Below are 25,419 nucleotides of genomic sequence, written 5' to 3' on the forward strand. Positions count from 1 at the left end.
GCCGGGGCGGAACAGTGACTTGCGCCCGGCTGGTTCTTCAGTGTGTTACGTCGCGTAACACCGGTGTTTCTTACCGTTACACCCGCCTCCGGGGTGATGGAGACGGGCGTTTCGCTAAAGCGGGGGCCGGCGCCCGGTGATGAAGAAGACCACGGCCAGGATCAGCCCCACGACAAACAGGATCCAGGCGATCTGCGTGGCGGCTCCGGCGATGCCGCTGAGGCCGAGCGCGCCCGCCACGATCGCGACAATCAGAAACAACAGGGCCCATCCCAGCATCGGTTTTCTCCTTTTCGGTCATCTGAAAATATCAGTGTAGGGCAGAAATTTTGATTCAGTGTGGGGTTTGTATCCGGCTTGGCGCACCCGTTCTCATTTCGGTTTTTCGAATCGCGACGCGGCGCGCATGTTGAGGACGCATTTTGCAAACTGGTACGCGGTGCAATAAGAGCGAGTCCTCGAATGTGAATCCGTTCCCGCGGCGCGCGCTGCGTTTCCATGAGAATGGTTCGGTGAACGACAGGACCCGGGTTGGCCGGACAACACCTTGAGTATTTAATTCACGGGCAGGTGCGAGATGAACAATGACGTGCGAGTAAAAAACCAGGGCGTGGACCCGGGTGCGTGGTGGGCCCGGTGTCCGGTATATGCAGTGGGTCTGGCCCTGGGCCTTGCCGGCCTGCTGGCGGGGTGTTCCGACCCCGGCCCGGCACAGGAGGCCGGCGAGACCGTGGACGAAACGGTCGAGGAGGTGGAAGAGGACCTGCGTGGCTGGGTCGAGGATCTGCGCGAGGAAGAACGCCAGCAGGACGAAGCCGGTGGCGAGCAGGCGCCTTCCGCGAACGAGGACCCGCTGCGCGAACTGGACTGACACCGGGTGTCCTTAACCCGGCACGGGTCCTGCGGGATCCGGGGGCGCGTGTCGGTGGATCAGCGTCGTCCCCGCGCATTTTTGCGGTGCTGATTGTGGTCGGGTTCGCGTTGTGAGTGGGGCGCTTTTGGGGTTTTTGCGGTTATCCGGAGGACATCACAGGTTCGGCCTTTTTGGTTATATGACGGTTCGGGAGAATCGGCGCGCCTTTGGTGATCAACAATGTTTCAAGGAGACGCGCAAATGAAAAAATTCCTGCTTGCAACCGTTGCAGTGGCAGCCTCGGGTCTTCTGGTACCGCAGGGAGTGATGGCGGATCCATCCGACCGGAGCGAGGGGCTGTACATGGGCCTGGGAACGGGTTTTAGCTCGCTGAAGAATGATCGGGACGAGGTCGCTGATTTTATTGGTTCTGGTGCCTCCGACTACCGCCTGGATGATGACGACAACGTCTGGCGCGGGTTCGTTGGATACAATTTCAATCCTTACGTGGGGGTCGAGGGGTTCTACTCCGACCTCGGGAAGGTGAAGCTGCGCGGTGACGAGCAGGGTGCGCACACCGACATCAAGTCGAGTGCCTACGGGGCGAGCGTGCTCGGCAAGCTGCCGATCGGGCAGCATTTCGAGTTCTTTGCCAAGGCGGGTCTCGCCAAGTGGGATGCGGATGTGCGCGGGAACCTGGGGGATGAGAGCCTTACCCTGCGTAACAACGATGGCGTGGACCCGCTCTACGGAGTGGGTGCGCAGGTGAAGCTGGATCGCTTCCTGATTCGCGCCGAGTTTGAGCGCTACGACTTCGACAGCGACTACAAGATCGACGCCTTCACCGCGTCGTTGGGCTGGCGATTCTGACAACCGACCGCGCGGGCTTCGGCAGACCGCACGCGCAAGAAAAGACGCCGCCCCGGGATGTGTTTCGGGACGGCGTTTTGCGTGAGGGAGGGCGGGGCGGGTGTCAGGCGGCCTGGGCCAGGCCTTCCTGGCGCCCGGGGCGGCCTTCCTTCAGGGTGACCAGCTCCTCGGCACTGGTGGGGTGCAGCGGGATGGTCAGGTCCAGGTCGCGCTTGGTCGCGCCCATGCGCACCGCCACGGCGAAGCCCTGAAGCATCTCGTCGACATTCGCGCCGATCATGTGGATGCCGACGACCTTTTCATCCTCCCCGGCGCAGACCAGCTTCATGGCCACCGGCGGCACCTCGCCCTCGGCGAACGCGCGGTTCAGGCCGCCGAATTGGGTCTCGTAGACGCGTACCGAGTCGCCGTGCTTCTCCACCGCCTGCGGCTCGGTCAGACCCACCATGCCCGCGGTTGGGTGGGTGAAGGTGACCGTGGGGATCTGGTCGTAGTCCACCGGTACCGGCTTCGTCTCGGGGGCATACCAGTGGGCGGCCAGGCGCCGGCCGGCGGCGATCGCCACCGGCGTCAGCGGCCCTTTGCCGATGATGTCGCCCAGGGCGTAGATTCCGTCGACATTGGTGGCCTGCCATTCGTCCACCGGGATGATGCCGCCGCGGGCGATCTCGACTCCGGCCTCTTCCAGGCCCATGTCGCTGGTGGCCGGCTTGCGGCCGACAGCCCACAGGACCTTCTCATAGGGGCCCAGCTCCTGGCCGCCCTCGAGCTGGACGGTCACGGCGCCGGGCTTGCCGCCCAGGCCGGCGACCTTCACGCCCAGGTGGCGGTCGATGCTCTGGTGCTCCATGTGCTGGTCCAGCGCCTGCGAGACCATCGGGTCGAACATCTCCAGCACGCGGTCCTCCATCGCGACCACGTCGGTCTTCACGCCCATGGAGCGCAGCATCCCGGCCATCTCCAGGCCGATGTAGCCGGCGCCGATCACGGCGATGGATTCCGGCAGCTCGGTCCATTCGAAGAAGTCGTCGGAGGTCGCGCCCAGCTCGGCACCCTCCAGCGGCGGCACGATCGGGGCGCCGCCCATCGCCAGTACGATGCGCTCGGCGGTGTATTCGGTGCCGCTGTCGCTGACCACCTGGTTTTTGCCGGTCAGGCGGGCGCGTTCCGGAATGTGGGTCACGCCTAGCTTTTCCAGATGTCCGGACCAGAACTGGTTCAGGTCCTTCAGCATGGCCTGGCGCTTGTTGGCCAGGTCGGCGTAGCGGATGCTCTTGATCTCGACGTCCACGCCGAACTCGCCGGCTTCGCGGGCGTGCGACATATGCTCCGCGGCGTACCAGGTGAGCTTCTTGGGCACACAGCCCTCGTTCACGCAGGTGCCGCCCAGCGGCTTGGGATCGAACACGGCGACGCGCGCGCCGTGCGGGGCGGCGCGTTCCGCCACGGCCAGACCGCCGCTGCCGCCGCCAATCACGATGATGTCGTAGTGTTCCATGTCGATTCCTCGAAGGGTTCGGTGAAAGTGTTACATAACGACCGCGCTATGCGCGGGCGCCAGGATCTGCCATCCGTGTCCGGACGTCCGCCCGTGCGGGCATCCGGACACGGATGGCCACCCATGTTCCGGGTGACCACCCGGGGCGGGACAGCACCCGCCCCGAGGGGCAGAGACGACTTACGCCGCCTTCTTCTCGCGGGAGATCCATTCCTGCAGATCTTCCGAGCCGCCGATGCGGTGGCCGCCCACGAACACCTGCGGGACGGTCATCGCGCCGGTGGCGGCGCGCAGGCTGCGCAGGCTGGCGTCGCGGCCCAGGATGATCTCTTCGTACTCGAGACCGGCGTTCTCCAGCATCTCCTTGGCGCTGGCGCAGTACGGGCAGCCCGGCTTGGTGAAGACGACCACGTCTTCGGGGCAGGCCGCATCCGGGGCGACGTGGGCGAGCATGGTGTCGGCGTCGGAGACGACGAAGGGGTCGCCCGGCTCGTCCGGCTCGATGAACTGCTTCTCGATCACGCCGTCGCGCACCAGCATGGAGTAGCGCCAGGAGCGGTGGCCGAAGCCGAGATCGCTCTTGTCGACCAGCATGCCCATCTGCTCGGTGAACTCGCCGTTGCCGTCGGCGATGAAGGTCACGCGGTCGGCCTGCTGGTCAGCCTGCCAGGCCTCCATCACGAAGCCGTCGTTGACCGAGATGCAGACGATCTCGTCGATGCCGTGTTTCTTGAACACCGGCGCCAGCTCGTTGTAACGCGGCACGTGGGCCGAGGAGCAGGTCGGGGTGAAGGCCCCCGGCAGGGCGAACACGACCACGTTGCGGCCATTGAACAGGTCGGCCGAGCGCACGTCGTGCCAGTCGTTGTCCTTGCGGCAGCGGAAGGTGACTTCCGGTACGCGCTGACCTTCGCGATTTTCGAGTTCCATGAGTTGTACTCCTTCAGTTGAGTGTTGATTGCCAGAGAGAAGATTTTGTTTTCGGCCGGGCCGATGCCCGACTACGGGACTCAAGATAAGGCCTGGTTAATGATTGATCCAGTGTTTCTTTTCTATTTGATCGTTAGTTTTAGGCTATCGGTGTGCCGGTCGCGGTGGTTACACCGATTCCATAGCATGGCCCCAAGGTTGACGCGTTCGCCGGAAATGCGGAAGCTTGCCGCCCCGATTCGGAAACGCCGAATCGCGGACCGCGTTATGGTGGTCCGTATCAGTCCCCTCGCGACGACAGGCTGTGAACCCCGCCAGGCCCGGAAGGGAGCAACGGTAGCAGCTGCGTCGGGCGCCGGGGTGTGGCGGGTGCGGGCCACCACCCTATTTCCCTGCGGCCCGGACCCCTGCGGTGATGCCCGCACCCGGGCGTGCACATGACTCGATCGACGGGGGAGGCATGAGTCACCAGGTTCTGGCCCGCAAGTGGCGTCCCTCGCGCTTCGAGGACCTGGTCGGGCAGCCGCATGTGGTGCGCGCCCTGGCCAATGCCCTCAGCGGCGATCGGCTGCATCATGCCTACCTGTTTGCCGGGACCCGCGGGGTGGGCAAGACCACCATCGCCCGCATCCTCGCGCGCTGCCTGAATTGCGAGACCGGCGTGACCGCCACGCCCTGCGGCGAGTGCCGCTCCTGCGTCGAGATTGCCGAGGGTCGCCATCTGGACCTGATCGAGGTGGATGCCGCCTCGCGCACCCGGGTGGACGACACCCGCGAGCTGCTGGACAACGTCTCCTATGCGCCGACCACCGGGCGTTTCAAGGTGTATCTGATCGACGAGGTACACATGCTCTCCGAAAAGAGCTTCAACGCCCTGTTGAAGACGCTGGAAGAGCCGCCGGACCATGTGAAGTTCCTGCTGGCGACGACCGATCCGCAGAAGCTTCCGGTCACCGTGCTGTCGCGCTGCCTGCAGTTCAATCTGAAGCCGATGCCGCCGGCGATGATCGCCGAGCACCTGACGCGCATCCTCGCCGCCGAGGGCGTGGAGGCGGAGCCGGGCGCGCTGCTGCGCCTGGGCGAGGCGGCCGAGGGCTCGATGCGCGATGCCCTGAGCCTGACCGACCAGGCGATTGCCTATGGCGGTGAACGCCTGAGCGAATCCGATGCCTGCGACATGCTCGGGCTGCTCCCGCGCACGCGCCTGGCCGGCTTGCTGGATGCCGTGTTTGCCGGGGACGGCCCCGGCCTGCTGGCGGGACTGGCGGAGCTGGATGCCCTGGGCCCCGACTGGTCGCGGCTGCTGGATGAACTGGCCGCGCTGGTGCATCAGGTGGCCGTCCAGCAGGTGGCCGGCACGGCTCCCGGGGCGGGCGAGGAGGCGCTCGTCTGGGCCCGGGAGGCCGCCGACCGGGTCGACCCGGAGACGATCCAGCTGGCCTATCAGATCCTGGTGCACGGTGTACGCGATCTGCCCTATGCCCCGGACGCGCGCATGGGCGTGGAGATGACCCTGTTGCGGCTGCTGGCCTTCCGGCCGGAGCCGGTTCCGGGGCCTGGGGGCGCGTCCGGTGATACCCCGCCGCGTCGGCCGGCCAGTACCGACGGGACCGCGTCGGCGCCGTCCACGCGCACCGCATCCCGGGCATCGGCGGCTTCCGCCAGTCCCCCGGCAACTGCCGCCGGCCCGACCGGGGGTGCCGGCGCCGCCAGCGCGCCGCCGTCACGCCCCCGTGAACAGGTGAACGAGCCGGCACCGCCGGTACCGCAGGCCGAAGCACCGGCCGGTCACACCGCGCCGCGTCAGGCGCGCGAGGCGTCGCCTTCCACGGCCGGCCCTTACGCGCCGGAGGCGGCTGCGCCGCCCGTCGCGGCGGATGGCGCTTTCGACTGGTACCGCTTCGCCGAGGGGCTGCCCATGGGCACGGTGCGCGAACTCGCCCGGCACGCCGAGCTGCGCGAGCATGACGCGGAACGCGTGGTGATCGCGGTGGCCCCGGGCACACTGTGTACCGATCGTGCCAAGGGCCGGCTGAAGGATGCGCTGGAGAACGCCCTGGGCCACAGCCTGCGCCTGGAGATCGTCAACCAGTCCGAGCCTTCCGGGGAGACCCCCGCGGCCCGGCTTGCGGCGGCCTCGGCGGAGCGTCAGGCTAGCGCCGAGACGGCCATGCGCGAGGACCCGGTGGTCCAGGCGCTGGGCGAGGAATTTGGCGCCGAACTGGGGGCCGTGCGGATTCGCGAACCCGGCGAGACCCCCTCGACCGGCGGTGCCACGCCAGACAAGTAACTGAACCAGAAACCGCCGCGTTGCGGGGCAGGAGATCGAACCGATGATGAAAGGTGGCATGGGCGGCCTGATGAAGCAGGCCCAGAAGATGCAGGAAGATATGCAGAAGGTGCAGGCCGAGCTGGCCGAGATGGAGATCGAGGGCCAGGCCGGTGGCGGGCTGGTCAGCGTGGTCCTGACCGGCAAGTACGCGGCGCGCCGGGTCAAGATCGACCCCAGCCTGTTCGAGGATGACCGCGACATGATCGAGGATCTGGTGGCCGCGGCCATCAACGACGCGGTGCAGAAGGTCGAGTCGACCACGCAGGAGCGCATGGGCAGCCTGACCGAGGGCATGGGCCTGCCGGCGGGCATGAAGCTGCCGTTCTGACCGGCCGGGTCGGACGCGTCTGATGGATGCGGAACTGGACGAGCTGGTCCAGGCGCTGCGCTGTCTCCCCGGGGTCGGGGCGAAATCGGCACGGCGCATGGCCCTGCACCTGCTGGAGCGCGACCGCGAGGGCGCGCGGCGCCTGTCGCGGGCGGTCGACGAGGCGGTCCAGCGTATCGGGCACTGTTCCGTCTGCCGCACGCTCACCGCGGCCGAAACCTGCAGCCGGTGTGCCGATCCGGAACGCGATTCGCGGGTGATCTGCGTGGTGGAAAGCCCCGGGGACGTGCTGGCGATCGAGTCGGCGACCGACTTCGGCGGGCGCTTTCATGTGCTCCTCGGGCGACTGTCCCCGCTGGACGGCATCGGCCCGGAAGAGCTGGGGCTGAACCGGCTGGAGGCGCGCCTGCAGGCCGAGGGCGTGGAAGAACTGATCCTGGCGACAAACACGTCGGTAGAGGGCGAGGTGACCGCCCATTACCTCGCGGAGATGGCGGCGCGCCACGGGGTGCGCACCACCCGGATTGCCCAGGGTATTCCCAGTGGTGGCGAACTGGAGTACATCGATGCCGGGACCCTGGCGCATGCGCTGTCGGGTCGGCGTGAATATTGATACGTGGTAATATTTTGACCGATACGGGAGTGGCGGCATGACCGATTGTGTGTTCTGCAGGATCGTGGCGGGGGAGATCCCGGCGAAGGTGGTCTTCGAGGACGACGCGGTGCTGGCCTTCGAAGACCTGAATCCGCAGGCCCCCGAACATGTGCTGGTGATCCCGAAAAAGCACATCGCCACGCTCAATGATCTGGACGCGGCCGACGCCCCGATCATCGGGCAGATGACCCGGGTGGCCGCGCAGATTGCACGCGATCGCGGATTTGCGGAAAACGGTTATCGAACCGTGATGAATTGCAACGAACACGGGGGCCAGACGGTCTACCATATACACATGCATGTCCTGGCCGGGCGTGCGCTGAGCTGGCCCCCGGGCTAGGCAAGAAGAACAACAATACGGATCACTGGTGTGACGCGACACGGACTGAACGGTGCAGCCCCGACGAACCCGCCTCAGGTGCAAGGCCTGGGGCGGGTTCGTCTGCGTGGGCCCCGTTCTTCGCTGGTCGCTGGAGTGCTGCTGGTCGGCGGGTTCGCGGTCGCAGCGGCGCCGGCCAGCGCGGACGACCGCTATTCGCTGCTCGCGTCGCCTCAGACGCAGGGGTTCGCGGGTCCGGATGCGGCGATCACCACGCTGCGCGGCGAACCGGAGACCGGTCGCGACAGCGATTCGCGCTACCGGCTGTCGGTCCGCAGTACCGGGGATGCCTCGATCCTCGACGATACCGACAATGCCTTCGCCAGCACGCGCCAGTTCGAGGCGGTGGGCGGTTACCACCAGGAGCTGGGCGGTGGTTTTGGCTACGGCCTGAATCTGGGGCTGGGCATGGAGACCCGGCCGGACTGGAACGACCTCGGCCCCGCCAGCGAGTCCACCGCGTATTTCACCGACTTCAGCTTCGGTCCGACCTTTGCCTCCGGTCGCTTCGACAGCCAGTTCCGGGTGGGGGTGCGCCAGCCCCTGTCCAGCGAGGCCCGTGACCTGGGCTTTGGCTATGGCACGCGCTATCGCGAGACGGGCCGTACTGCCGGCTACCTGAGCCTGGACGGCCGCCTGCGCCTGCAGAACCAGTCCGAGCTCTCCCTGAGCCTGTACTACGACGACTATTCGCTGAACTCGGCGGACAACTGGCTGGCCGATCGCCTCGAGTTCGAGGGTGCAAGCCGCGAGCCGACCTCCTCCGTCATCGGCGTCGAGATGGGCCTGACCTTCTGATCCCGGCCCCGCCGCGACACCTCCTGCCACACGTTTCACCGCGCCTCTCACTGCACGCTATCCACGGTGCGGCCTCCCTGCGTTCCTCTGATTGTCACCACGAAGCGCACGAAGGCACGAAGAAGGGCAAAACCGTGTAACCACAGAGATCACAAAGGACACGGAGTATGGCAAGACGATTGCCGGAATCCTCGAAGGCCGGGTGAAACGCCCCAGAAACCTGGACATTTGGTTTTCGCTGTTACCGTCCCCAAGGTCCACTCCGCGCCCTCTGTGTTCTCCGTGGTAAAACGCCCTTGCCCTTGCCCTTGCCCTTGCCCTTGCCCTTGCCCTTCTTCGTGCCTTCGTGCGCTTCGTGGTGAAAACAAACGGGCTCTAGCCGCGGGCGCGGGTCTGGGCGGGGATTTCGGCGGCGAGTTCGTGCCAGGCCTGCAGGCGCTCCGCGGGGAGTTCGCCGGCGTCGATGGCGGCGCGAACCGCACAGCCCGGTTCGGTCTGGTGGCGACAGTCGCGAAAGCGGCAGGCCACCGCCCGTTCCGCGATGTCCGGGAAGCCGCGCTCCAGGGTATCCAGTGACGGGATCTCGGGCGTGAAGTCGCGCACGCCGGGCGAGTCGATCCAGGCACCCCCGTTGGCGAGCGGGTACCACTGCGCGGTGACCGTGGTATGGCGGCCCTCGCCGGAGGCGGCGAGATCGCCGGTGGCCGGCGCCATGGCGTCGGCGATCCCGTATTGATCGAGCAGGGCGGCCACCAGCGAGGACTTTCCGACGCCGGACTGACCAACCAGGATGTTGGTGTGCCCGGCGGCGGCCGCCGCCAGTTCGTCCAGCCCATACCCCGTCCTGGCGGAGACGTACAGCGGATCGAGATCCAGTTCGCGATAGGCGGCCAGCCACTCGGGGGGCTCGGCGGGGCCGGTGTCCTGCTTGTTCACCAGCAGGCGCGGGCGCGCGGGGAGGTTCAGGATCGCGACCAGAAAGCGGTCAATCAGGTTACGCGACGGGGCGGGTTCCGGCGCGATCACGATCCATACGCAGTCGATGTTGGCGGCAATCACCTTGCGTCGCCCGAACCCGTCCCGCCGGACCAGGACGTTGTCGCGATCGAGCTGGCGCGCAACCTGTTCTCCCGCGGCGTCCAGCTCCACGCGGTCGCCACAGGCGAGGTCGCGGAAGCGCCGGTGCAGCCGCAGGCGTCGCGGCGGCTCGTGGTCCACCGCGATGTCGGCCATCTGGTTGTGGCGGGCGAAGACCCGGGCGACCCGGCTCAAGCCGGGACTCCCGGGCGGGGGTTACTCGAACAGGGCATCGATACGCGCGGCACAGATGAAGTCGTTCTCGCTCAGGCCGCCGATGGCATGGGTCGAGAATTCCACCGCGCAGCGGTTGAAGCCGACGGCCATGTCGGGATGGTGATCCTCGACATGGGCAATCCAGGCCACGGCGTTCACGAAGGCCATGGTCTCGTGGAAGTTCTTGAACTTGAAACTGCGCTGGATGCTCTTGCCGGCCTCGTCGATGCCCCAGCCGTCATGCAGTTGCTTAAGGGCGCGCTCCGCGTCCTCCCGCGGCATCGGGTCAGTGAAGCCCTCGCAGGACTGGCAGTGCTTGCTCTTGAGATCACTCATCGAACTGGTAGTACTCCGCGTTGAGATAGGCGACCACGGCGTTGACTTCGTCGTCGAACCAGTTGGTGCCAAGGTTGACGTTGCAGTTGTTGACCTGGGCGACCAGTTCGTCGTGCGAGCCGACCATGCGGTTGTCGCGGGTGTACAGCCCGGAGCCGTCGCCCCCGACCATGTCGGCATGGCAACTGATGCAGTTGTCGCTGTGCAGGTCCTGTCCCACGCGGATGTCGTCGGCCAGGGCCGTGCTCGCGCCGCCCAGGCTCAGCGCGATCACGGTCGCGGCGGTGGCAATGCTGGTATGGGTATGTCGCATGCTTCCCTCCTTGTGGCGGGGGTTTGGGCCCGTGGTCACGAGCCCTGCAACCATGATGATAGACTCCTGCGACAGATGAAAGGGCAGCCAGCATGCAGGCGTGGGCTGTCCGCCAAGGAGGCACAAGATGGCCGTGAATGCCGAGAACCTGGTCTGGATCGACCTCGAAATGACGGGGCTGGAGCCGCAGACCGACCGCATCCTGGAGGTGGCCACCATTGTCACCGACAAGGAACTGAACATCCTTGCCGAGGGGCCGGTCATCGCGATCTACCAGCCGGCGGAGGTCCTGGAGGCGATGGACGAGTGGAACCAGCGCACCCACGGGACCTCGGGGCTGATCGAGCGTGTGCGCAACAGTTCGTCGGAGACCCGGGATGCGGAACAGGAGACCCTGGAATTTCTGGCGCAGTACGTGCCGAGGGGGGCCTCGCCGATGTGTGGCAATTCGATTTGCCAGGATCGGCGCTTCATGGCGCGGTTGATGCCGGAGCTGGAGCAATACTTCCACTACCGCAACCTGGATGTCTCGACGCTGAAGGAGCTCGCGCGGCGCTGGGCGCCGGATGTGATCGCGCAGTTGCGCAAGAACGCTTCGCATCAGGCGCTGCAGGATATCCGCGACTCGATCGACGAACTCCGCCTGTATCGCGAGCGCTTTATCCAGCTGCCGCCGGCCTCGCAGCACTGATCTGCGACGTTTGCGGGGGCTTCGTTTGGCCGCCTGCCTTGTTGTGGCTGGCCCTGGTTCGTCGCTCGGTGTTTACGGTGGCTCCGGTCCGCATACTGCCCGGCGCTGACTCGCCAGCGCGCCGCGAGGTCCTTTCTTGCTTGCCCAAGAAAGGACCCAAAGAAGGGCACCCGGATTTCGCCCGGGAACCTCGCTCCGGGCGTGCTGGGCCGGCGGCGCTGAACTCGCTGCGCCTTCGGCTCCGCTCAGACATCCAGCGCCTTCTCCCGGCCCATCACGCCCTCCGCGAGGGGCTCCATACGGGGGAGTAAGGTCAAAACAGGAGACATCCCAACATCCCTGCCTAACCTTGCGCATCGCCGTCCGAAAGCCCCAGGCGCCCGCTCGCGGGCGCGGCACGCAACGGCCAACGGCCGAGCGTGCCCAGGTGTCGGAAGACCCAGCCTTCGACCAATAGCGCGACCGTCGGGACGGCCGTTGTCTTGACCTTGATCCCCCCCGTTGTCGTCGCGCCGAGTGGAGAGGGTTTTCGCGGGAGAAAAGGTGCTGGATGTCTGAGCGAAGCGCAGCGTAGCGAGTTCAGCGCCGCCCGCGAAAACCCTCGGAGCGAGGGCAGCCCCGGCCCGCACAGCGGGCCGGGGTCGCGGCAGTCGGGCGTGTTTCTTGGGTACTTCTTTGCACGAGCAAAGAAGTACCTCGCGGCGCGCTGGCGAGTCAGCGCCGGGCAGGCGGCGGACCGAAGCCACCGTAAACACCCGATGCCGAACCAGGCCCAGCCACTACAAGGCAGGCGGCCGAACGAAGCCCCCGTTACCAGCGAACGACGAACCAGGCCCGGATCGTCGTAGGCCCCCGCGCTTGGCGGATTAGCCGCGCGGCTTGAAGCCGGGCGGATGGCGCGCGATCCAGGCGACAAAGTCGCGGATCACCGGCTCGCTCAGCAGCGCGTCGCGCGTGTTCAGGCGCTCGGCCAGGACCTGCTCGTCGAAGTGCTTGTGAATGTGATCGTGGCAGGGACGACAGACCCAGAGAATGCGACCCTCGCGCTCCGCGCGGCTGAAGCGCCGCCGGATGCGCTTGCGCCGGTGCTGCTTGCGCGGAATCAGATGGTGGCGTGTCAGCGTATCCATCCGGCGCCCGCACAGCTCGCATCCGTGCGGTGGGCTGCCGTCGGGAGGGCCGGATCCGTTCACGGCGTCTGCTGGCGGAGGCGACAGCGCGGCGGCGGCCGGGCGATAGCATAGTCGGGCTCGGCCAGGTCCATCAGACAGGGCGCGCCCTCCGGGTCGACAATGCGCGTGGCGATGGCGCGGATCGCATCGCCACGCAAGCCGGCCTCGCGGACCTGGCGGCTGGCGACGGGCTGCCATTCGCCGTCGCGTTCCTCGGCGATCTCGAAGCCGAAGGGGAAGTAGCCGGGGGCGCCCAGGCGCAGGTCGGTGACGACCAGCCGGTCGGGTTCGTCGTCACGCTCCGCACGATGGAAACGCAGGAAGTCGCCGGCGAACCACTGCAGGCGTTGCCCGTCCTCCAGGGCCAGCGCGGCATCCTCCAAATGGGCGCCGCGCTCGAAGACCTCGAAGTCCGGCCGGATGGGCTGATCGAGGATGCCGACCCAGGCCTCCAGGAAATGGCCGTCGTCGATTACGGTGACGCGCCACAGGAGCAGGTTGAACGGGGTGGGCTGGATCATGCGCGGCTGGTCCTGCAGGTCCATTGCGATCAGCGTGGGCTGGATGCGATGGTCGAGCCAGGCCTTCAGCGCGAGACCGGAACCGGCGTAGGCGGTGGACAGCACCAGGCCGGCGACCAGCAGACGCGGCGCGAATCGGTAGAACAGGGCACCGATGGCCGCGACCAGCAGCGGCAGGGTGTATAGCGGGTCGATCACGAAGATCGAGCCCGTGGACAGGGGGCCGACCGGCAGCGGCCAGAACACCTGGGTGCCGTAGGTGGTCAGCAGGTCATTCAGCGAGTGTGTGGCCCAGATCAGGAAGAAGAACAGCCACCAGCGGCCAAAGCCGATCTCCCGCGTCGCCGGGACCTTCGCCAGCAGCCCCGCGACACCGGTGGCCACCAGCAGCTGCACCAGCCAGGAATGGGTAAAGCCCCGGTGATGGATGAACTCGGATACCGCGTCCCCGTAAGCTATGAACGCATCCAGGTCGGGCAGCAGCGCAACGCCGGCCCCCAGCACTACGGCCTTGCGCCCCAGGCGGGAGCCGAGGACGAGGCCGCCGATCACGGCGCCGAGACTGGCGTGGGTAACGGGATCCATGCGTGATCATTCCTTCATTCAGAGGCTCGACGAGTACCGAGCCTGCGACCGGGCCGCGGGGCGCGAGTTCGGGCGATCAAACCAGAGCGGTGGACATGACTCAAGCCACAGGGGCGAAAGACTGGCATTTCTGGGTGGACCGGGGCGGGACGTTCACCGACCTGGTCGCGCGTGATCCGACGGGGCGTCTGCATACCCGCAAGTTGCTGTCCGATAACCCGCAGGCGTATGCCGATGCGGCAGTACAGGGGATGCGCGACCTGCTCGGCGTCGATCCTGGCGCGCCGATCCCCGAGGGGGTGATCCACGAGGTGCGCATGGGGACCACGGTGGCCACCAACGCTTTGCTCGAGCGCAAGGGGGAGCGCACTCTGCTGGTGATCACCGAGGGTCTGGAGGACGCGCTGGCGATCGGGCACCAGGCGCGGCCGGAGCTGTTCGCGCGCGCCATTCGGCTGCCGTCGCCGGTGTACGCCCGCTTGGAACCGGTGCGCGAGCGGGTGAACGCGGCCGGGGAGATCCTCCAGCCGGTGGACCTGGAGGCCCTGCGCCCGCGCCTACAGGCGGCCCTGGACGACGGGATTCGCGCGCTGGCGATTGTGTGCATGCACGGCTATCGCTATCCGGCGCATGAACAGGCTATCGCGGCACTCGCCCGCGAGATGGGGTTCGCCGAGGTGGCTGCCAGCCACGCGACCAGCCCGCTGATCAAGCTGGTACCCCGTGGCGAGACCACGGTGGTGGATGCCTATCTGTCGCCGGTGCTGGGCCGCTACGTGGAACAGGTCAGCACGGAACTGGGCGATGTGCCCCTGCGCTTCATGCAGTCGCACGGCGGGCTGGTGGATGCGGCGCGGTTTCGCGGGCGTGACGCGATCCTTTCGGGGCCGGCCGGCGGGATCGTCGGGGCCCTGAAGACCGCCGCGCCGCTTGGCTTCGAGCGCCTGATCACCTTCGACATGGGCGGGACTTCCACGGACGTCGCGCATCTGGCCGGCGAGCTCGAACGCCGCCAGGAGAGCGAGGTGGCCGGTGCCCGCCTGCGCGTGCCGATGCTGGACATCCACACCGTCGCGGCGGGCGGCGGCTCGGTTTGTCGCTTCGACGGCATCCGCCTGCGGGTCGGGCCGGAGTCGGCCGGGGCGCAGCCGGGGCCGGCCTGCTATGGCCAGGACGGGCCGCTGACGGTGACCGACTGCAACGTTCTGCTGGGGCGCCTGCGTCCCGAGTATTTTCCGGCGGTGTTCGGCCCCGGGCGCGACCGGCCGCTGGATCCGGAACCGGTCCGCCGACAGTTCGATGCGCTGGTGGAGGCCGTCCGTTCCGCGACCGGGGAGGCGGCGACGCCGGAAGGGCTGGCCGAGGGGCTGTTGCAGATTGCGGTGGAGCACATGGCCCAGACCATCAAGACCATCTCGGTGCAGCGCGGCCACGATGTGTCGCGCTACGCCCTGGTGTGTTTCGGCGGCGCGGGCGGGCAGCATGCCTGCCGGGTGGCGGAGCAGCTGGGCATGGAACACATCCTGTTCCATCCGCTGGGCGGGGTGCTGTCGGCCTACGGCATGGGGCTGGGCGAGCTGCGCGCCCTGCGCGAGCGCAGCCTGGAATGGCCGCTGGACGAGGCGCATGCCGAGGCGATTGGTGCGGCGCTGGAGGATCAGGCCGGCGCGGCGATCGCGGCTCTGACGGAGCAGGGCGTGGCGGCGGACGCCATGCGCATCGAGCGGCGTCTGCATCTGCGGCTGGCGGGGTCGGATACCGCGCTGGAGGTGCCGGCCGGTTCGCCCGCGGCACTGATGGAGGCCTTCGCCACGGCCTGGCGCGGGCGGTACGGGTTCGCGCCGCCGGATCGTCCGCTGGTCGTGGCGGTTGCGGCGGCCGAGGCGATCGCGACCGGGGGTGAGGCGGCGGATACGTCGATCCCGCTACAGGGGGCGCGCGAGGCGCCCGCTCCGGAGACGGATACGATCACGATGGTGGTGGCGGGCGAGCGGCGCGACGTACCGCTGTACCGGCGCGAGGACTTGAGCCCCGGGATGACCCTGGCGGGTCCCGCGCTGGTGATCGAGACCACCGCGACTCTGGTGCTGGAGCCGGGCTGGCACGGCCGGGTCGAGCACGAAGGGACGCTGCGGCTCGTGCGCGAGGGCGGTGCCGAGCGGCGCGGGCAACCGGCCGTCGAGGATCCGGATGCGATCCCGCGCGATCCCGTCCTGCTGGAGGTCTTCAACCACCGCTTCATGGCGATCGCCGATCAGATGGGCTTTACGCTGCGCAACACCGCGCACTCGGTGAACATCAAGGAGCGCCTGGATTTCTCCTGCGCGCTGTTCGACGCCCACGGCCAGCTGGTGGCCAATGCCCCGCACATGCCGGTGCATCTGGGGTCGATGGGGGCCAGCGTGCGCGCGGTGGTCGCGGCCGCGGGCGACGACCTCCGCCCCGGGGATGCCTGGGTGCTGAACGACCCCTACAACGGCGGGACCCATCTTCCGGACATCACGGTGGTCACGCCGGTGTTTGTCGGGCCGGGCGGCGCGGTGACCGAGGATTCGAAGGCCGAGGTGGCGGCCCCGGCATTTTTCGTGGCCTCGCGCGGGCACCATGCGGATGTCGGCGGCATCACCCCGGGGTCGATGCCGGCGTTCTCGCACCGGCTGGAGGAGGAGGGCGTGCTGATTGCCCCGACCCGCCTGGTCCGTGACGGGCGTTTTGCCACATCGCGTATCCGGACACTGCTGGGGTCGGGTGACTGGCCGGCCCGCAACCCGGATCAGAACCTGGCGGATCTGGAGGCCCAGGTGGCGGCCAATCGCAAGGGACTGGAGGAGCTGGGCCGGCTGCTGGACGAGTATGGCGTGCCGACCGTCACGGCCTACATGCAGCACGTGCAGGACAATGCCACCGAGGCGGTCGAGCGGCTGATCCCGAGTCTGGAGGGCGGTACGTTCCAATATGCGCTGGACAACGGCGCCGAGATTCGGGTGGCCGTCACGTGTGATCCGGGGGCGCGCCGCCTGCGGATCGACTTCGCGGGGACCTCGCCGGCCCGCGAGGACAATTTCAATGCCCCGGGCTCCATCGTGCGGGCGGCGGTGCTGTACGTGCTGCGCACGTTGCTGGAAGACGAGATCCCGCTGAATGATGGCTGCCTGGCGCCGGTAGACCTGGCGATCCCGGAGGGCTGCCTGCTGAATCCGGTGCCGCCCGCCGCCGTGGTCGCCGGGAACGTCGAGACCTCGCAGGTGGTGACCGATGCGCTTTTCGGGGCCCTGGGCGTGCAGGCCGCGGCTCAGGGCACGATGAACAACCTGACCTTTGGCGATGCCGGGCGGCAGTACTACGAGACGATCGCCGGCGGTGCCGGGGCCGGTCCCGGGTACGAAGGGGCCAGCGCCGTACAGACGCACATGACCAACTCCCGCCTGACCGACCCCGAGGTGCTGGAGAGTCGTTTCCCGGTGCGGGTGGAGCGATTCGGCTATCGCCGGGGCTCCGGTGGCGCCGGGCAGTACCGCGGTGGCGATGGCGTGATCCGCCGACTGGGCTTCGATGCGCCGATGGAGGTGGTGCTGCTGGCCAACCGGCGCCGCGTGCCACCGTTCGGACTGGCCGGGGGCGAGCCGGGGGCGCCGGGCGAGGATGTGATCCTGCGCGCCGATGGCAGCCGCGAGCTGCTGGCGGGCTGCGACCGTCGCGAGGTGGGCCCGGGGGATGCAGTGGAGATCCATACGCCCGGCGGGGGCGGCTACGGTCGCGGGTAGGGTCCGGCCACCGCCCTTGGCGTCCGGTGCTCGGCCTTCGGGCCCTTGGAGATCGCCGCGGCGGGCCGTGCGATGACAGGGAACCGTCCGGTCGGTCATTGCGAGGCGCCGCAGGCACCGTGGCAATCTCCCGTTTCTCGCCCGGCGTCAGGGCACGTTCAATCCCAGCGCTGAGGTACGCGCTGGATCTCGTCGGTGTCGTAGCCCAGTTCGTCGAGGCGGGCGAGGATGGCCTGGTAGTCCTCCTCGGCCATCTCCGGTTCGCGTGCCATGATCCAGACGTAGTCGCGCTTGCTGCGGCCGATCACGGTCTGGCTGTAATCCTCGTCGAGGTAGACGATCAGGAACTCGGCCTTGAATGGCCACAGAAAGCGCATGCCCCATTCGGCGTTGTCCTCGCTCTTCACGAAGCCGGTGGGGTTGTATTCGCGGCGCGGGCCGTCGAAGCCGCCCTTGTTGAACGAGAAGGTGGTGGCAATGGTGCCGTCCTCGTTGAGGGCGTACTGCTCCAGGGCGTTATAGGCGTCGCGCTCGAGGAAGGTCGGGATGTTGGCGATCACGTACCAGTCGCCCATGTAGCGGTCGAGATCCACGTGATCCACGGTGGGCATCTTCTGCGGGGTGCTGCATCCGGTCATCAGGATCCCCAGTACCAGGCCCGCGCAAAGGGCCGCCAGTGAGCGTGTCATCGTCGTCTTCCCGGGTGGCGTCGGGAAATGGACCACGGGGGCGTGAAAAAGGTCCGGCCCGGCGACGGATTCCCCGGAGGGGCGGGCCTCAGGCGGTCTGACCGAGGCGCTGGTCCATCAGGTGGTCGAACAGGGATTCCTCGGGGATGATCTGGGCGCGTCCGCTGCGGAATTCATGGGCCAGTCCCTGAATGCTGTGCTGGCGCTTGGCGCGGCCGGCGGCATCGGTGAACAGCAGCCGTCCGGCGTGACTGCCGCGCCAGACCAGCTTCATCCGGGTGACCTTGGTGCCCGCAGGCGAGGTGAACTGGATCCAGGTGCCGGAAACCAGGTTGTCGGCGTATTCGACGTGCTCGTCGTCGTGATCGCGCATCAGGGACGGGTCGTCGTCGGCATGACGCGGCGAGGTGCCGAACACCGAGCTCGACCGGCTGCCGGCCCGTTTCCGGGCCTGTTCCATGCGCTCGTCTGCGGCCGCCGTTTCGTCGGACGACCCGGTCGCTGGACTGGTGTCGGGCTTGGTCGGCTCGGCGGGCGTGGAGCGGCGTTTTCCGGCGGCCACCAGGTGGGCACTGACCAGGTCCTGCTTGATGCGGGCCCGTTCCTCCTTGGACAGGGGGGCCTTGTCGAGAAAGGCGCGGATGCGGGCCAGGAGGGGGGCCGAGGCCTGAAAATCCGGCTCGGCCTGCATCAGGGCCAGGAGTTCGTGCAGCAGGGCCATGCCGTCGTTGTCGGCCTCCGTGTCGCCTGCGGCTTCGGCTCCGGTGCTTTCGCTCCCATCCCCGGCATCTGTCTCCGCCGTCTTTTGCGCGGTCATCAGCGGGACCCAGGCATCCATCAGCTGCTCGCGGGCCTCGTCCGGGATGTCCTGCCCCATGGAGATCACGGTGCGCTCGACCGTGGATTCCACGTTGTAGGTGATCTCCAGCGTGCGTTCTTCCTGTTGCGCCTCGGCCTGTTCACTGGCTGCCTGATGGGCGATCTGTTCCTCGACTTCTGCGAGGTCGTCCCGCAGTCGCGCGAGCGCCTGGTCGTAGGCGTCGCTGTCGCCAAGGCCCTCGTTGCGCACGCGTTCCACGTTCTCGAAGACCAGACGGCTAAGCGGCAGCTGGCGAGCCTCGTCCAGCGGCAGGTCGGGGTCGATGCGCAGGGCGATGTTCAGCAGCAGCCCGGTCATTTGCCGCGCGGGGTGGCCGCGGTCACGGAAAAAGTGCGTCTCGCGCATGGCGATCCGTACCAGCGGGAGCTGGAGATCCGACAGCGGTTCGCGCAACGCGGGATTGAGGTCGTCGCGCTTCAGGATCATGTCGAACAGGCCCTGAAGCAGGTCCATCACGAAGGGTTCCAGGGTGCTGGGCGAGGCACTGTTCAGCACGGTGGTGACCGCATCCGCCGGCGAGCCGTAACCGGCCCCGGCCGCTGGTACCCCTCCGGCGGCCGCGACGACCTGGCCGGCGACCGGGACCTGGTAGCCGAACTGCGCCCAGTTGCCCGCGGCGCCGGCGGCGGGCGCAGTCGCACCCGCACCCGCACCCGCACCCGCAGGTGGCGGTCCGCCACCGCCGGGAGCACCCTGCGGCACGGGACCCGTCGCCGTGGCCGCGCCCGGATGGGGGCGGGTGCCGGCCCGTGCCTCGGGCACCGTGAAACCCGCATCGCGGAAGGCCTGCAGCAGCGCCTGCATTTCCGGCTGCAGTTCCCGGACCACGTCGCGGTCGAACCAGTGCAGCAGGAGCAGGCAGTCTTCCGGCGGCAGGGGCACGGCCTCGAGCGCTTCCAGGAAGGCCTCGCCCAGGGCATGCGGGTGCCACGGGGCGTCCTCGGGCGCGGGCGCCAGGTGGTAATCCCGAGTGACGGTCTCCAGGGCATCGATCTCCGCCGCCATCACCGAGCGCGCGCCGGTGACCAGCTTGCGCAGGGCCACCTCGCGCTCGGTATCGGCGGCGTCCATCAGGCTCAGTTCGTGCTCGCCCGCCGCCTCGGTGTTGTCGGCATCCTCGGGTGTGACTGCATTGTGAAGTCGGTCACGAAAATGCTGGAGGATGGCGGCGCTGGCCATGCGGATCTGGCGCGACAGGGCGAGGTTCTGGGCCGCGCGCTGGGAGTCGATCGCGCGCTCGGAGGCCTCCATCAGGCGGTCGTCGAGTTCGCCCAGAAAGGTCTCGAGGCGCGTCTGGACGCCCTTGGAGAAGGGGCCCCAGACGCGATGCAGGGTTCGGGCCGGAATCCGGTGACGTTGCGCCATGATCGCTGTGTATCTGGTCCAGGCCCCAATCTAGCACCCCTGCGGCTTCGGGTGTGACCGCCCTTGGTGTCTCGATGTGTGTCGGTCGTGGAACCGCCCGCGGATACCCGGGTCAACCTTGCATCGACGCGGGGGACCTTCATTCATGCAGCAGATGATCGAGTGGGCGGAGCAGGGACGACTGCCGGATACGTTTGTGCGCGCGGGCATTCGTCGCCTGCTGGCCGAACGCTTGCGCGAAAGCGGTGCGCCGGCCGAGGAGGCGATGGAACGGCGCTATGCGCTGATCGAGGCGATGCGCAAGGCGCCCGTGGCGTTGTCGACCGAGGTGGCGAACGAGCAGCACTACGAGGTGCCCACCGAGTATTTCGAGCGCTGTCTGGGGCCGTGGCTGAAATACTCCTGTGCCTGGTGGCCCGACGGTGTGAATGACCTGCGTGCGGCCGAGGCGGGCATGCTGCAACTGACCTGCGAGCGGGCCGGTCTGGAGAACGGTCAGCAGGTGCTGGAGCTTGGTTGTGGCTGGGGGTCGCTGTCCCTGTGGATGGCGGAGCAGTATCCGCAGTCCCGCATTGTGTCGGTGTCCAATTCCGCGACCCAGCGGGCCTCCATCGAGGCGCGCCGGGATGCACGCGGACTGGACAACCTGACGATCGTGACCGCCGACATGAATGACTTTGCCCCGGAGCAGACGGGGTTCGACCGGGTGGTCTCGGTGGAGATGTTCGAGCACATGCGCAACTGGCCGGAGCTGCTGCGGCGCATTTCGACCTGGCTGCGACCGGGCGGACAGTTCTTCATGCATGTCTTCGCCCATCGCGAGTTCGCCTACTTCTTCGAGAGCGAGGGCGCCCACGACTGGATGGGTCAGTACTTCTTCCGCGACGGGCTGATGCCGGCGGACGACCTGGCGCGGCACTTCCAGGACGACCTGCGGGTGGTCCGCCAGTGGCGGGTGAACGGCCAGCACTACGCGCGCACCCTGAACGCCTGGCTGAGCCGCCAGGACGCCGCGCGGGACGAGCTGATGCCGCTGTTCGAGCAGACCTACGGGAAGCAGGACGCGGCGCTGTGGTTCCAGCGCTGGCGCATGTTCTACATGGCCTGCGCCGAATTGTTCGATTATCGCGGTGGCAACGAGTGGTTCGTGTCGCACGTCCTCTTCCGGCGGCCCGAGGCCTGACCCGTGGGGGGCTGGATGCTGTTCGTCGCCGGGCTGGCCGCGGCGCTGCTCCTGATGACGGGGGTCTGGGCGGCCAGTGTTGCCCGCCGCGATGCCAGCCTGGTGGATCGCTACTGGGGGCTGGGCTTCGTGCTGGTCACACTGGTGTGGTGGGGGCTGTCCGGCTGGCCGCCGCAGGGGCTGTGGATCGTGATCCCGGTGCTGCTGTGGGGTGTGCGTCTGTCCGCCTTCATCACCTGGCGCAACTGGGGTCATGGCGAGGACGGGCGCTACACCGACATGCGCGCCGGTCGCAGCGACACGGCCTTCGCCGCCCGCAGCATGGTGACGATCTTCTGGCTGCAGGGGGCCCTGGTGGCCGTGATCGGCCTGCCGATGCTGGCGGTGATACAGGCCGATGGCCTGTGGTGGCCGCTGGCTGTCGCCGGGCTTCTGGCCTGGGCCGTCGGGTTGTGGTTCGAGGCGGTGGCCGATGCCCAGATGGCGCGCTTTCGCCGCGATCCGGGTAACCGTGGGCAGGTGATGGATCGCGGGCTTTGGCGCTACAGCCGCCATCCCAACTACTTCGGCGAGATCGTGGTCTGGGTCGGGTTCGGCCTGCTGGCCCTGGCCGCCGGGGGCTGGTGGGCCGTCCCGTCGGCGGTGGTGATGATCCTGCTGATCCTGCGTGTGTCCGGCGTCACGTTGCTGGAACGACGCCTGCACGAATCGCGTCCCGGGTACGCGGACTATGTGCGGCGCACCAACACGCTGATCCCGGGTCCGCCACGCCCCTGAACCGCGGGTGGCAACGGGCCCGGATCCCTTGCCGTGCTTTCCCCCTCCGCGCTATAAAGCGCACGTCCCGCCGGGCGGTTTCGCCGCCGGGCGCAGCCTTCATTGATGCAGCCAACCGCGAGCGAGTCGATCGATCCAATGAGTGCGACCCCGAGTTCCGTCCAGGCCATTGAGCTGAAAGGGCGCATGATGCTGGTCTCCGTGCTGCGCGTGTACCAGACCGATCCGCAGGTCCTGGGCGAGGTGCTGGCGGCGCGGCGCGAGCAGGCCCCGGAGTTGATGCGCGACATGCCGATCGTGCTCGATCTGGAGGCGGTGGCCGAGAGCCCGGAGTCGGATCTGCAGGCGACCATCGAGCGCGTGCGCGCCGAGGGCTTCAAGCTGATCGGGCTGCAGGCCGGCGAGGTCGCCGAGCGGCTGCAGAGCTATGCGGAACTGTTCGATGTCCTGCCGGTGCTGCAACTGGGCGGGCGCGGCGGTGCGCCCACCGGCGAGGTGTCGCTGGAGGACGAGACCCCGGCGCCCGAGCGGGCCGACGAGGCGCAGGAGAAGAGCGCGCCGGCCGAGGTCGCGGCCGTCCACAGCGCGACCCGTATCGTCGATCAGCCGGTGCGCTCCGGGCAGCAGATCTATGCCCGTGGCGGCGACCTGATTGTTACCGGCGCGGTCTCGCCGGGGGCCGAGTTGCTGGCCGACGGGCACATCCATGTGCTGGGGCCGCTAAGAGGGCGTGCGCTGGCCGGGGTGCGTGGCCTGGTGACGGCGCGTATCTTCTGCCGGCGTCTGGATGCCGAGCTGCTGTCCATCGCCGGGCATTACCGGATCGCCGAGGACATCACGGAAGCCGAGCGTGGCGAGAATCGGCTGGTGACACTGGACGGCGAAAGCCTCAAGATCGCGGAGATCTGAACGGCGGCCCGAAGGGCGGCCGGCCACGACATGACAGGAACCCGTCCGTCTGTCCCCGGCACCGCCGGGTACCGGCAAGACGACAAGGAGCTGCAGCCAACATGGCACGTATCGTAGTGATTACCTCGGGCAAGGGCGGGGTGGGCAAGACCACCACCTCGGCCGCGATTGCCACCGGCCTGGCCCTGCGCGGCCACAAGACCGCCGTGATCGACTTTGACGTGGGTCTGCGCAACCTCGACCTGATCATGGGGTGCGAGCGGCGCGTGGTGTACGACTTCGTCAACGTGATCAACGGCGACGCCAACCTGAAGCAGGCCCTCATTCGCGACAAGCGGGTGGACAACCTGTACATCCTCCCGGCCTCCCAGACCCGCGACAAGGACGCCCTGACCCAGGACGGCGTGGAGCGGGTGCTGAACGAATTGTCCGAGGATTTCGAGTACATCGTCTGTGACAGCCCGGCTGGCATCGAGCGTGGCGCCCTGATGGCTGCGTACTTCGCCGACGAGGCGATCGTGGTGACCAACCCCGAGGTCTCCTCGGTGCGCGACTCCGACCGCATCCTGGGGATCCTGGCGAGCAAGACGCGGCGGGTGGAGCAGGGCGGCGAACCGATCGAGGGCAAGCTGCTGCTGACGCGCTATTCGGCCGAGCGCGCCGAACGCGGCGAGATGCTGAGCATCGAGGACGTCGGCGAGATCCTCGCGATCGAACTGCTCGGCGTGATCCCGGAATCCCAGGCGGTGCTGAATGCCTCCAACGCCGGGCAGCCGGTGGTGCTGGACGAGGAATCCGATGCCGGGCAGGCCTACCAGGACGCCGTGGATCGGTTCCTGGGCGAGGAACGTCCGCTGCGCTTTGTCGACGTACCGAAGAAGGGCTTCTTCGGGCGCCTGTTCAAGGGGTGATCATGGGGATCTTCGATTACTTCCGCCAGCCGCGGCAGAAGAGCGCGAGTGTCGCCAAGGAACGCCTGCAGATCATCGTGGCGCGCGAGCGCGCGGCGCGTTCCGGGCCCGATTACCTCCCGGCGATGCAGCAGGAACTGCTCCAGGTGATCCGCAAGTATGTGCAGGTCGACGACGACGCGGTGCAGATGAACGTGGATCGCGAGGGGGACTGCGAGGTCCTCGAGCTGAACATCACCCTGCCGGACGACAAGGAATAGCACGATGAAAGTGCTCATCACCGGCTCGGCCGGATTCATCGGCAGCGCGCTGAGCCTGCGCCTGCTGGAGCGCGGCGACGAGGTGATCGGCGTCGACAACCTGAACGACTACTACGACGTCTCGCTCAAGGAGGCGCGCCTGGCGCGCACCCAGGACCACCCGAACTATACCGAGGTGCGCGAGGACATCGCCGACCGTGCCGCGATGGAGCGGGTATTCCGCGAGCACCGTCCGCAGCGGGTGGTGAACCTGGCGGCCCAGGCCGGGGTGCGCTACTCGCTGGAGAACCCGGCGGCCTATGTCGACACCAACCTGGTCGGCTTCGGCAACATCCTGGAGGGCTGCCGCCACAACGGCGTGGAGCACCTGGTCTACGCCAGCTCCAGCTCGGTCTACGGCGCCAACACCACCATGCCGTTCTCGGTGCACGACAACGTCGACCACCCGCTGTCGCTCTACGCCGCGAGCAAGAAGGCCAACGAGCTGATGGCGCACACCTACAGCCACCTCTACGACCTGCCGGTCACGGGCCTGCGCTTCTTCACCGTCTACGGTCCCTGGGGCCGCCCGGACATGGCGCTGTTCCTGTTCACGAAGAAGATCCTGGCGGGCGAGCCGATCGACGTCTTCAACTATGGGCACCACCGGCGCGACTTCACCTATATCGACGACATCGTCGAGGGCGTGATCCGCACCCTGGATCACGTGGCGCCGCGCAACCCCGAGTGGAGCGGGGCCGAGCCGGATTCCGCCACCAGTGCCGCGCCCTATCGGCTCTACAACATCGGCAACCACGAGCCGGTGGAGCTGATGCGCTACATCGAGGTGCTGGAGGACTGTCTGGGCCGGAAGGCCGAAAAGAACCTCCTGCCGCTGCAGCCGGGGGATGTGCCGGACACCTATGCCGATGTCGAGGCCCTGCGCGAGGATGTGGGCTATGCCCCGGCCACCCGCGTGGAAGACGGCATCGCCCGGTTCGTGGACTGGTATCGCGAGTACTACCGGGTCTGATTCCCGGGCGGGGCCTGCCGGATGGCGAGCCCCGCCAGGGCCTTCCTGCGCCGGACCTTTCCTAAGCCTTCGCGCACCCATGCAGCGGGTGGGTGCCAGGAACCTGTGACCTTCC

The 25,419-nt window shown here is 67.8% G+C and carries 25 protein-coding genes, 1 other RNA gene and 1 pseudogene; 16 read left to right on the top strand and 11 right to left on the bottom strand.

The features are described 5' to 3' along the window. Window positions 1-114: 114 nt before the first annotated feature. Window positions 115-279 (bottom strand): DUF1328 domain-containing protein, encoded by a 165-nt coding sequence (locus D106_RS14685; protein WP_018866545.1) that lies wholly within the window; start codon window positions 277-279, stop codon window positions 115-117. Window positions 280-577: 298 nt separating this feature from the next. On the opposite strand from D106_RS14685, the gene D106_RS0106030 reads away from it, so the two are divergent. Both D106_RS0106030 and D106_RS0106035 read left to right on the top strand, forming a co-directional pair. Beyond that, complete coding sequence (locus D106_RS0106030; RefSeq protein WP_231372863.1) at window positions 578-871, top strand: hypothetical protein; 294 nt, start codon at window positions 578-580, stop codon at window positions 869-871. Between the two features lie 243 nt (window positions 872-1,114). Continuing rightward, window positions 1,115-1,723 carry a porin family protein gene (locus tag D106_RS0106035; protein ID WP_026280592.1) on the top strand — a complete coding sequence of 203 codons (609 nt, stop codon included), beginning with the start codon at window positions 1,115-1,117 and terminating at the stop codon, window positions 1,721-1,723. 103 nt (window positions 1,724-1,826) lie between these two features. Here D106_RS0106035 and gorA read toward each other — a convergent pair whose 3' ends face one another. Together gorA and D106_RS0106045 are read right to left on the bottom strand one after the other, a co-directional pair. After that, the gene (gene gorA / locus D106_RS0106040; RefSeq protein ID WP_018879524.1) at window positions 1,827-3,221 is read right to left on the bottom strand and encodes a glutathione-disulfide reductase; all 1,395 of its coding nucleotides are present in this window, start codon (window positions 3,219-3,221) and stop codon (window positions 1,827-1,829) included. Window positions 3,222-3,401: 180 nt separating this feature from the next. Beyond that, a complete protein-coding gene (locus D106_RS0106045) occupies window positions 3,402-4,151 on the bottom strand; it encodes a glutathione peroxidase (protein ID WP_018879525.1) in 750 nt (249 codons plus the stop codon). Between the two features lie 278 nt (window positions 4,152-4,429). Between D106_RS0106045 and ffs the strand changes: the two genes are divergently transcribed. The 6 genes from ffs to D106_RS0106070 all read left to right on the top strand — a co-directional run bounded on the left by ffs (window position 4,430) and on the right by D106_RS0106070 (window position 8,643). Beyond that, window positions 4,430-4,526, top strand: an RNA gene (gene ffs, locus D106_RS14690) — signal recognition particle sRNA small type. 85 nt (window positions 4,527-4,611) lie between these two features. Further along, window positions 4,612-6,441 carry a DNA polymerase III subunit gamma/tau gene (gene dnaX, locus D106_RS0106050; protein ID WP_018879526.1) on the top strand — a complete coding sequence of 610 codons (1,830 nt, stop codon included), beginning with the start codon at window positions 4,612-4,614 and terminating at the stop codon, window positions 6,439-6,441. A gap of 43 nt (window positions 6,442-6,484) precedes the next feature. Next, a complete protein-coding gene (locus tag D106_RS0106055) occupies window positions 6,485-6,811 on the top strand; it encodes a YbaB/EbfC family nucleoid-associated protein (protein WP_018866552.1) in 327 nt (108 codons plus the stop codon). 22 nt (window positions 6,812-6,833) lie between these two features. Beyond that, entirely contained in the window at window positions 6,834-7,424 is a 591-nt protein-coding gene (recR, locus tag D106_RS0106060; protein WP_018876232.1) for a recombination mediator RecR, read from the top strand. Window positions 7,425-7,461: 37 nt separating this feature from the next. Next, entirely contained in the window at window positions 7,462-7,806 is a 345-nt protein-coding gene (locus D106_RS0106065) for a histidine triad nucleotide-binding protein (RefSeq protein ID WP_018866554.1), read from the top strand. Between the two features lie 30 nt (window positions 7,807-7,836). After that, a complete protein-coding gene (locus D106_RS0106070; RefSeq protein WP_369772231.1) occupies window positions 7,837-8,643 on the top strand; it encodes a hypothetical protein in 807 nt (268 codons plus the stop codon). A 375-nt stretch (window positions 8,644-9,018) separates the two neighbouring features. On the opposite strand, the gene rsgA is transcribed toward D106_RS0106070, so the two are convergent. The 3 genes from rsgA to D106_RS0106085 are packed head-to-tail and all read right to left on the bottom strand — an operon-like array spanning window position 9,019 to window position 10,585. Continuing rightward, on the bottom strand, window positions 9,019-9,915 hold the full coding sequence (gene rsgA / locus D106_RS0106075) for a ribosome small subunit-dependent GTPase A (protein ID WP_018879527.1): 897 nt from the start codon (window positions 9,913-9,915) through the stop codon (window positions 9,019-9,021). Between the two features lie 21 nt (window positions 9,916-9,936). Next, complete coding sequence (locus D106_RS0106080) at window positions 9,937-10,272, bottom strand: 4a-hydroxytetrahydrobiopterin dehydratase (protein WP_018866557.1); 336 nt, start codon at window positions 10,270-10,272, stop codon at window positions 9,937-9,939. Further along, window positions 10,265-10,585 carry a cytochrome c gene (locus tag D106_RS0106085; RefSeq protein WP_018879528.1) on the bottom strand — a complete coding sequence of 107 codons (321 nt, stop codon included), beginning with the start codon at window positions 10,583-10,585 and terminating at the stop codon, window positions 10,265-10,267. Before D106_RS0106085 ends, D106_RS0106080 begins: the two co-directional genes overlap by 8 nt. Window positions 10,586-10,712: 127 nt before the next feature. Here D106_RS0106085 and orn point away from each other — a divergent pair, with 127 nt between their 5' ends. Further along, window positions 10,713-11,276 (top strand): oligoribonuclease, encoded by a 564-nt coding sequence (gene orn, locus D106_RS0106090; RefSeq protein WP_018879529.1) that lies wholly within the window; start codon window positions 10,713-10,715, stop codon window positions 11,274-11,276. 245 nt (window positions 11,277-11,521) lie between these two features. Here the strand turns inward: orn and D106_RS15265 are convergent. The 3 genes and pseudogenes from D106_RS15265 to D106_RS0106105 form a co-directional block, all read right to left on the bottom strand. Continuing rightward, window positions 11,522-11,730 (bottom strand): annotated as a pseudogene (locus tag D106_RS15265) (hypothetical protein). A gap of 412 nt (window positions 11,731-12,142) precedes the next feature. Then, on the bottom strand, window positions 12,143-12,406 hold the full coding sequence (locus D106_RS0106100; protein ID WP_018879530.1) for a hypothetical protein: 264 nt from the start codon (window positions 12,404-12,406) through the stop codon (window positions 12,143-12,145). A gap of 59 nt (window positions 12,407-12,465) precedes the next feature. Beyond that, window positions 12,466-13,554 carry a metal-dependent hydrolase gene (locus D106_RS0106105; RefSeq protein WP_018879531.1) on the bottom strand — a complete coding sequence of 363 codons (1,089 nt, stop codon included), beginning with the start codon at window positions 13,552-13,554 and terminating at the stop codon, window positions 12,466-12,468. A gap of 95 nt (window positions 13,555-13,649) precedes the next feature. Here D106_RS0106105 and D106_RS0106110 point away from each other — a divergent pair, with 95 nt between their 5' ends. After that, window positions 13,650-17,318 carry a hydantoinase B/oxoprolinase family protein gene (locus D106_RS0106110; protein WP_026280593.1) on the top strand — a complete coding sequence of 1,223 codons (3,669 nt, stop codon included), beginning with the start codon at window positions 13,650-13,652 and terminating at the stop codon, window positions 17,316-17,318. Window positions 17,319-17,476: 158 nt separating this feature from the next. Here D106_RS0106110 and D106_RS0106115 read toward each other — a convergent pair whose 3' ends face one another. Both D106_RS0106115 and D106_RS0106120 read right to left on the bottom strand, forming a co-directional pair. Next, window positions 17,477-18,007 (bottom strand): lipocalin family protein, encoded by a 531-nt coding sequence (locus tag D106_RS0106115; RefSeq protein ID WP_018866564.1) that lies wholly within the window; start codon window positions 18,005-18,007, stop codon window positions 17,477-17,479. A gap of 88 nt (window positions 18,008-18,095) precedes the next feature. Continuing rightward, complete coding sequence (locus D106_RS0106120) at window positions 18,096-20,252, bottom strand: DUF1631 family protein (protein ID WP_018879533.1); 2,157 nt, start codon at window positions 20,250-20,252, stop codon at window positions 18,096-18,098. A gap of 145 nt (window positions 20,253-20,397) precedes the next feature. On the opposite strand from D106_RS0106120, the gene D106_RS0106125 reads away from it, so the two are divergent. The 6 genes from D106_RS0106125 to D106_RS0106150 all read left to right on the top strand — a co-directional run bounded on the left by D106_RS0106125 (window position 20,398) and on the right by D106_RS0106150 (window position 25,304). Then, entirely contained in the window at window positions 20,398-21,435 is a 1,038-nt protein-coding gene (locus D106_RS0106125) for a cyclopropane-fatty-acyl-phospholipid synthase family protein (protein ID WP_018879534.1), read from the top strand. 15 nt (window positions 21,436-21,450) lie between these two features. Beyond that, entirely contained in the window at window positions 21,451-22,212 is a 762-nt protein-coding gene (locus D106_RS0106130; protein WP_018879535.1) for a DUF1295 domain-containing protein, read from the top strand. Between the two features lie 138 nt (window positions 22,213-22,350). Beyond that, a complete protein-coding gene (gene minC / locus D106_RS0106135; RefSeq protein WP_018866568.1) occupies window positions 22,351-23,121 on the top strand; it encodes a septum site-determining protein MinC in 771 nt (256 codons plus the stop codon). Window positions 23,122-23,222: 101 nt separating this feature from the next. Beyond that, window positions 23,223-24,032 carry a septum site-determining protein MinD gene (minD, locus tag D106_RS0106140; protein ID WP_018876243.1) on the top strand — a complete coding sequence of 270 codons (810 nt, stop codon included), beginning with the start codon at window positions 23,223-23,225 and terminating at the stop codon, window positions 24,030-24,032. A gap of 2 nt (window positions 24,033-24,034) precedes the next feature. Then, a complete protein-coding gene (gene minE / locus D106_RS0106145; protein WP_026142882.1) occupies window positions 24,035-24,292 on the top strand; it encodes a cell division topological specificity factor MinE in 258 nt (85 codons plus the stop codon). Between the two features lie 4 nt (window positions 24,293-24,296). Further along, complete coding sequence (locus tag D106_RS0106150) at window positions 24,297-25,304, top strand: NAD-dependent epimerase (RefSeq protein WP_018876244.1); 1,008 nt, start codon at window positions 24,297-24,299, stop codon at window positions 25,302-25,304. The last annotated feature ends 115 nt before the right edge of the window (window positions 25,305-25,419 follow it).

It is taken from the genome of Thioalkalivibrio sp. ALE9 (genome assembly GCF_000377445.1).
GTDB lineage: Bacteria > Pseudomonadota > Gammaproteobacteria > Ectothiorhodospirales > Ectothiorhodospiraceae > Thioalkalivibrio.

Coding starts and splice junctions, on each gene's coding strand:
- D106_RS14685 (WP_018866545.1), bottom strand. CDS start 279: ATGCTGGGATGGGCCCTGTTGTTTCTGATTGTCGCGATCGTGGCGGGC.
- D106_RS0106030 (WP_231372863.1), top strand. CDS start 578: ATGAACAATGACGTGCGAGTAAAAAACCAGGGCGTGGACCCGGGTGCG.
- D106_RS0106035 (WP_026280592.1), top strand. CDS start 1,115: ATGAAAAAATTCCTGCTTGCAACCGTTGCAGTGGCAGCCTCGGGTCTT.
- gorA (WP_018879524.1), bottom strand. CDS start 3,221: ATGGAACACTACGACATCATCGTGATTGGCGGCGGCAGCGGCGGTCTG.
- D106_RS0106045 (WP_018879525.1), bottom strand. CDS start 4,151: ATGGAACTCGAAAATCGCGAAGGTCAGCGCGTACCGGAAGTCACCTTC.
- dnaX (WP_018879526.1), top strand. CDS start 4,612: ATGAGTCACCAGGTTCTGGCCCGCAAGTGGCGTCCCTCGCGCTTCGAG.
- D106_RS0106055 (WP_018866552.1), top strand. CDS start 6,485: ATGATGAAAGGTGGCATGGGCGGCCTGATGAAGCAGGCCCAGAAGATG.
- recR (WP_018876232.1), top strand. CDS start 6,834: ATGGATGCGGAACTGGACGAGCTGGTCCAGGCGCTGCGCTGTCTCCCC.
- D106_RS0106065 (WP_018866554.1), top strand. CDS start 7,462: ATGACCGATTGTGTGTTCTGCAGGATCGTGGCGGGGGAGATCCCGGCG.
- D106_RS0106080 (WP_018866557.1), bottom strand. CDS start 10,272: ATGAGTGATCTCAAGAGCAAGCACTGCCAGTCCTGCGAGGGCTTCACT.
- D106_RS0106085 (WP_018879528.1), bottom strand. CDS start 10,585: ATGCGACATACCCATACCAGCATTGCCACCGCCGCGACCGTGATCGCG.
- orn (WP_018879529.1), top strand. CDS start 10,713: ATGGCCGTGAATGCCGAGAACCTGGTCTGGATCGACCTCGAAATGACG.
- D106_RS0106100 (WP_018879530.1), bottom strand. CDS start 12,406: ATGGATACGCTGACACGCCACCATCTGATTCCGCGCAAGCAGCACCGG.
- D106_RS0106105 (WP_018879531.1), bottom strand. CDS start 13,554: ATGGATCCCGTTACCCACGCCAGTCTCGGCGCCGTGATCGGCGGCCTC.
- D106_RS0106110 (WP_026280593.1), top strand. CDS start 13,650: ATGACTCAAGCCACAGGGGCGAAAGACTGGCATTTCTGGGTGGACCGG.
- D106_RS0106115 (WP_018866564.1), bottom strand. CDS start 18,007: ATGACACGCTCACTGGCGGCCCTTTGCGCGGGCCTGGTACTGGGGATC.
- D106_RS0106120 (WP_018879533.1), bottom strand. CDS start 20,252: ATGGCGCAACGTCACCGGATTCCGGCCCGAACCCTGCATCGCGTCTGG.
- D106_RS0106125 (WP_018879534.1), top strand. CDS start 20,398: ATGCAGCAGATGATCGAGTGGGCGGAGCAGGGACGACTGCCGGATACG.
- D106_RS0106130 (WP_018879535.1), top strand. CDS start 21,451: ATGCTGTTCGTCGCCGGGCTGGCCGCGGCGCTGCTCCTGATGACGGGG.
- minC (WP_018866568.1), top strand. CDS start 22,351: ATGAGTGCGACCCCGAGTTCCGTCCAGGCCATTGAGCTGAAAGGGCGC.
- minD (WP_018876243.1), top strand. CDS start 23,223: ATGGCACGTATCGTAGTGATTACCTCGGGCAAGGGCGGGGTGGGCAAG.
- minE (WP_026142882.1), top strand. CDS start 24,035: ATGGGGATCTTCGATTACTTCCGCCAGCCGCGGCAGAAGAGCGCGAGT.
- D106_RS0106150 (WP_018876244.1), top strand. CDS start 24,297: ATGAAAGTGCTCATCACCGGCTCGGCCGGATTCATCGGCAGCGCGCTG.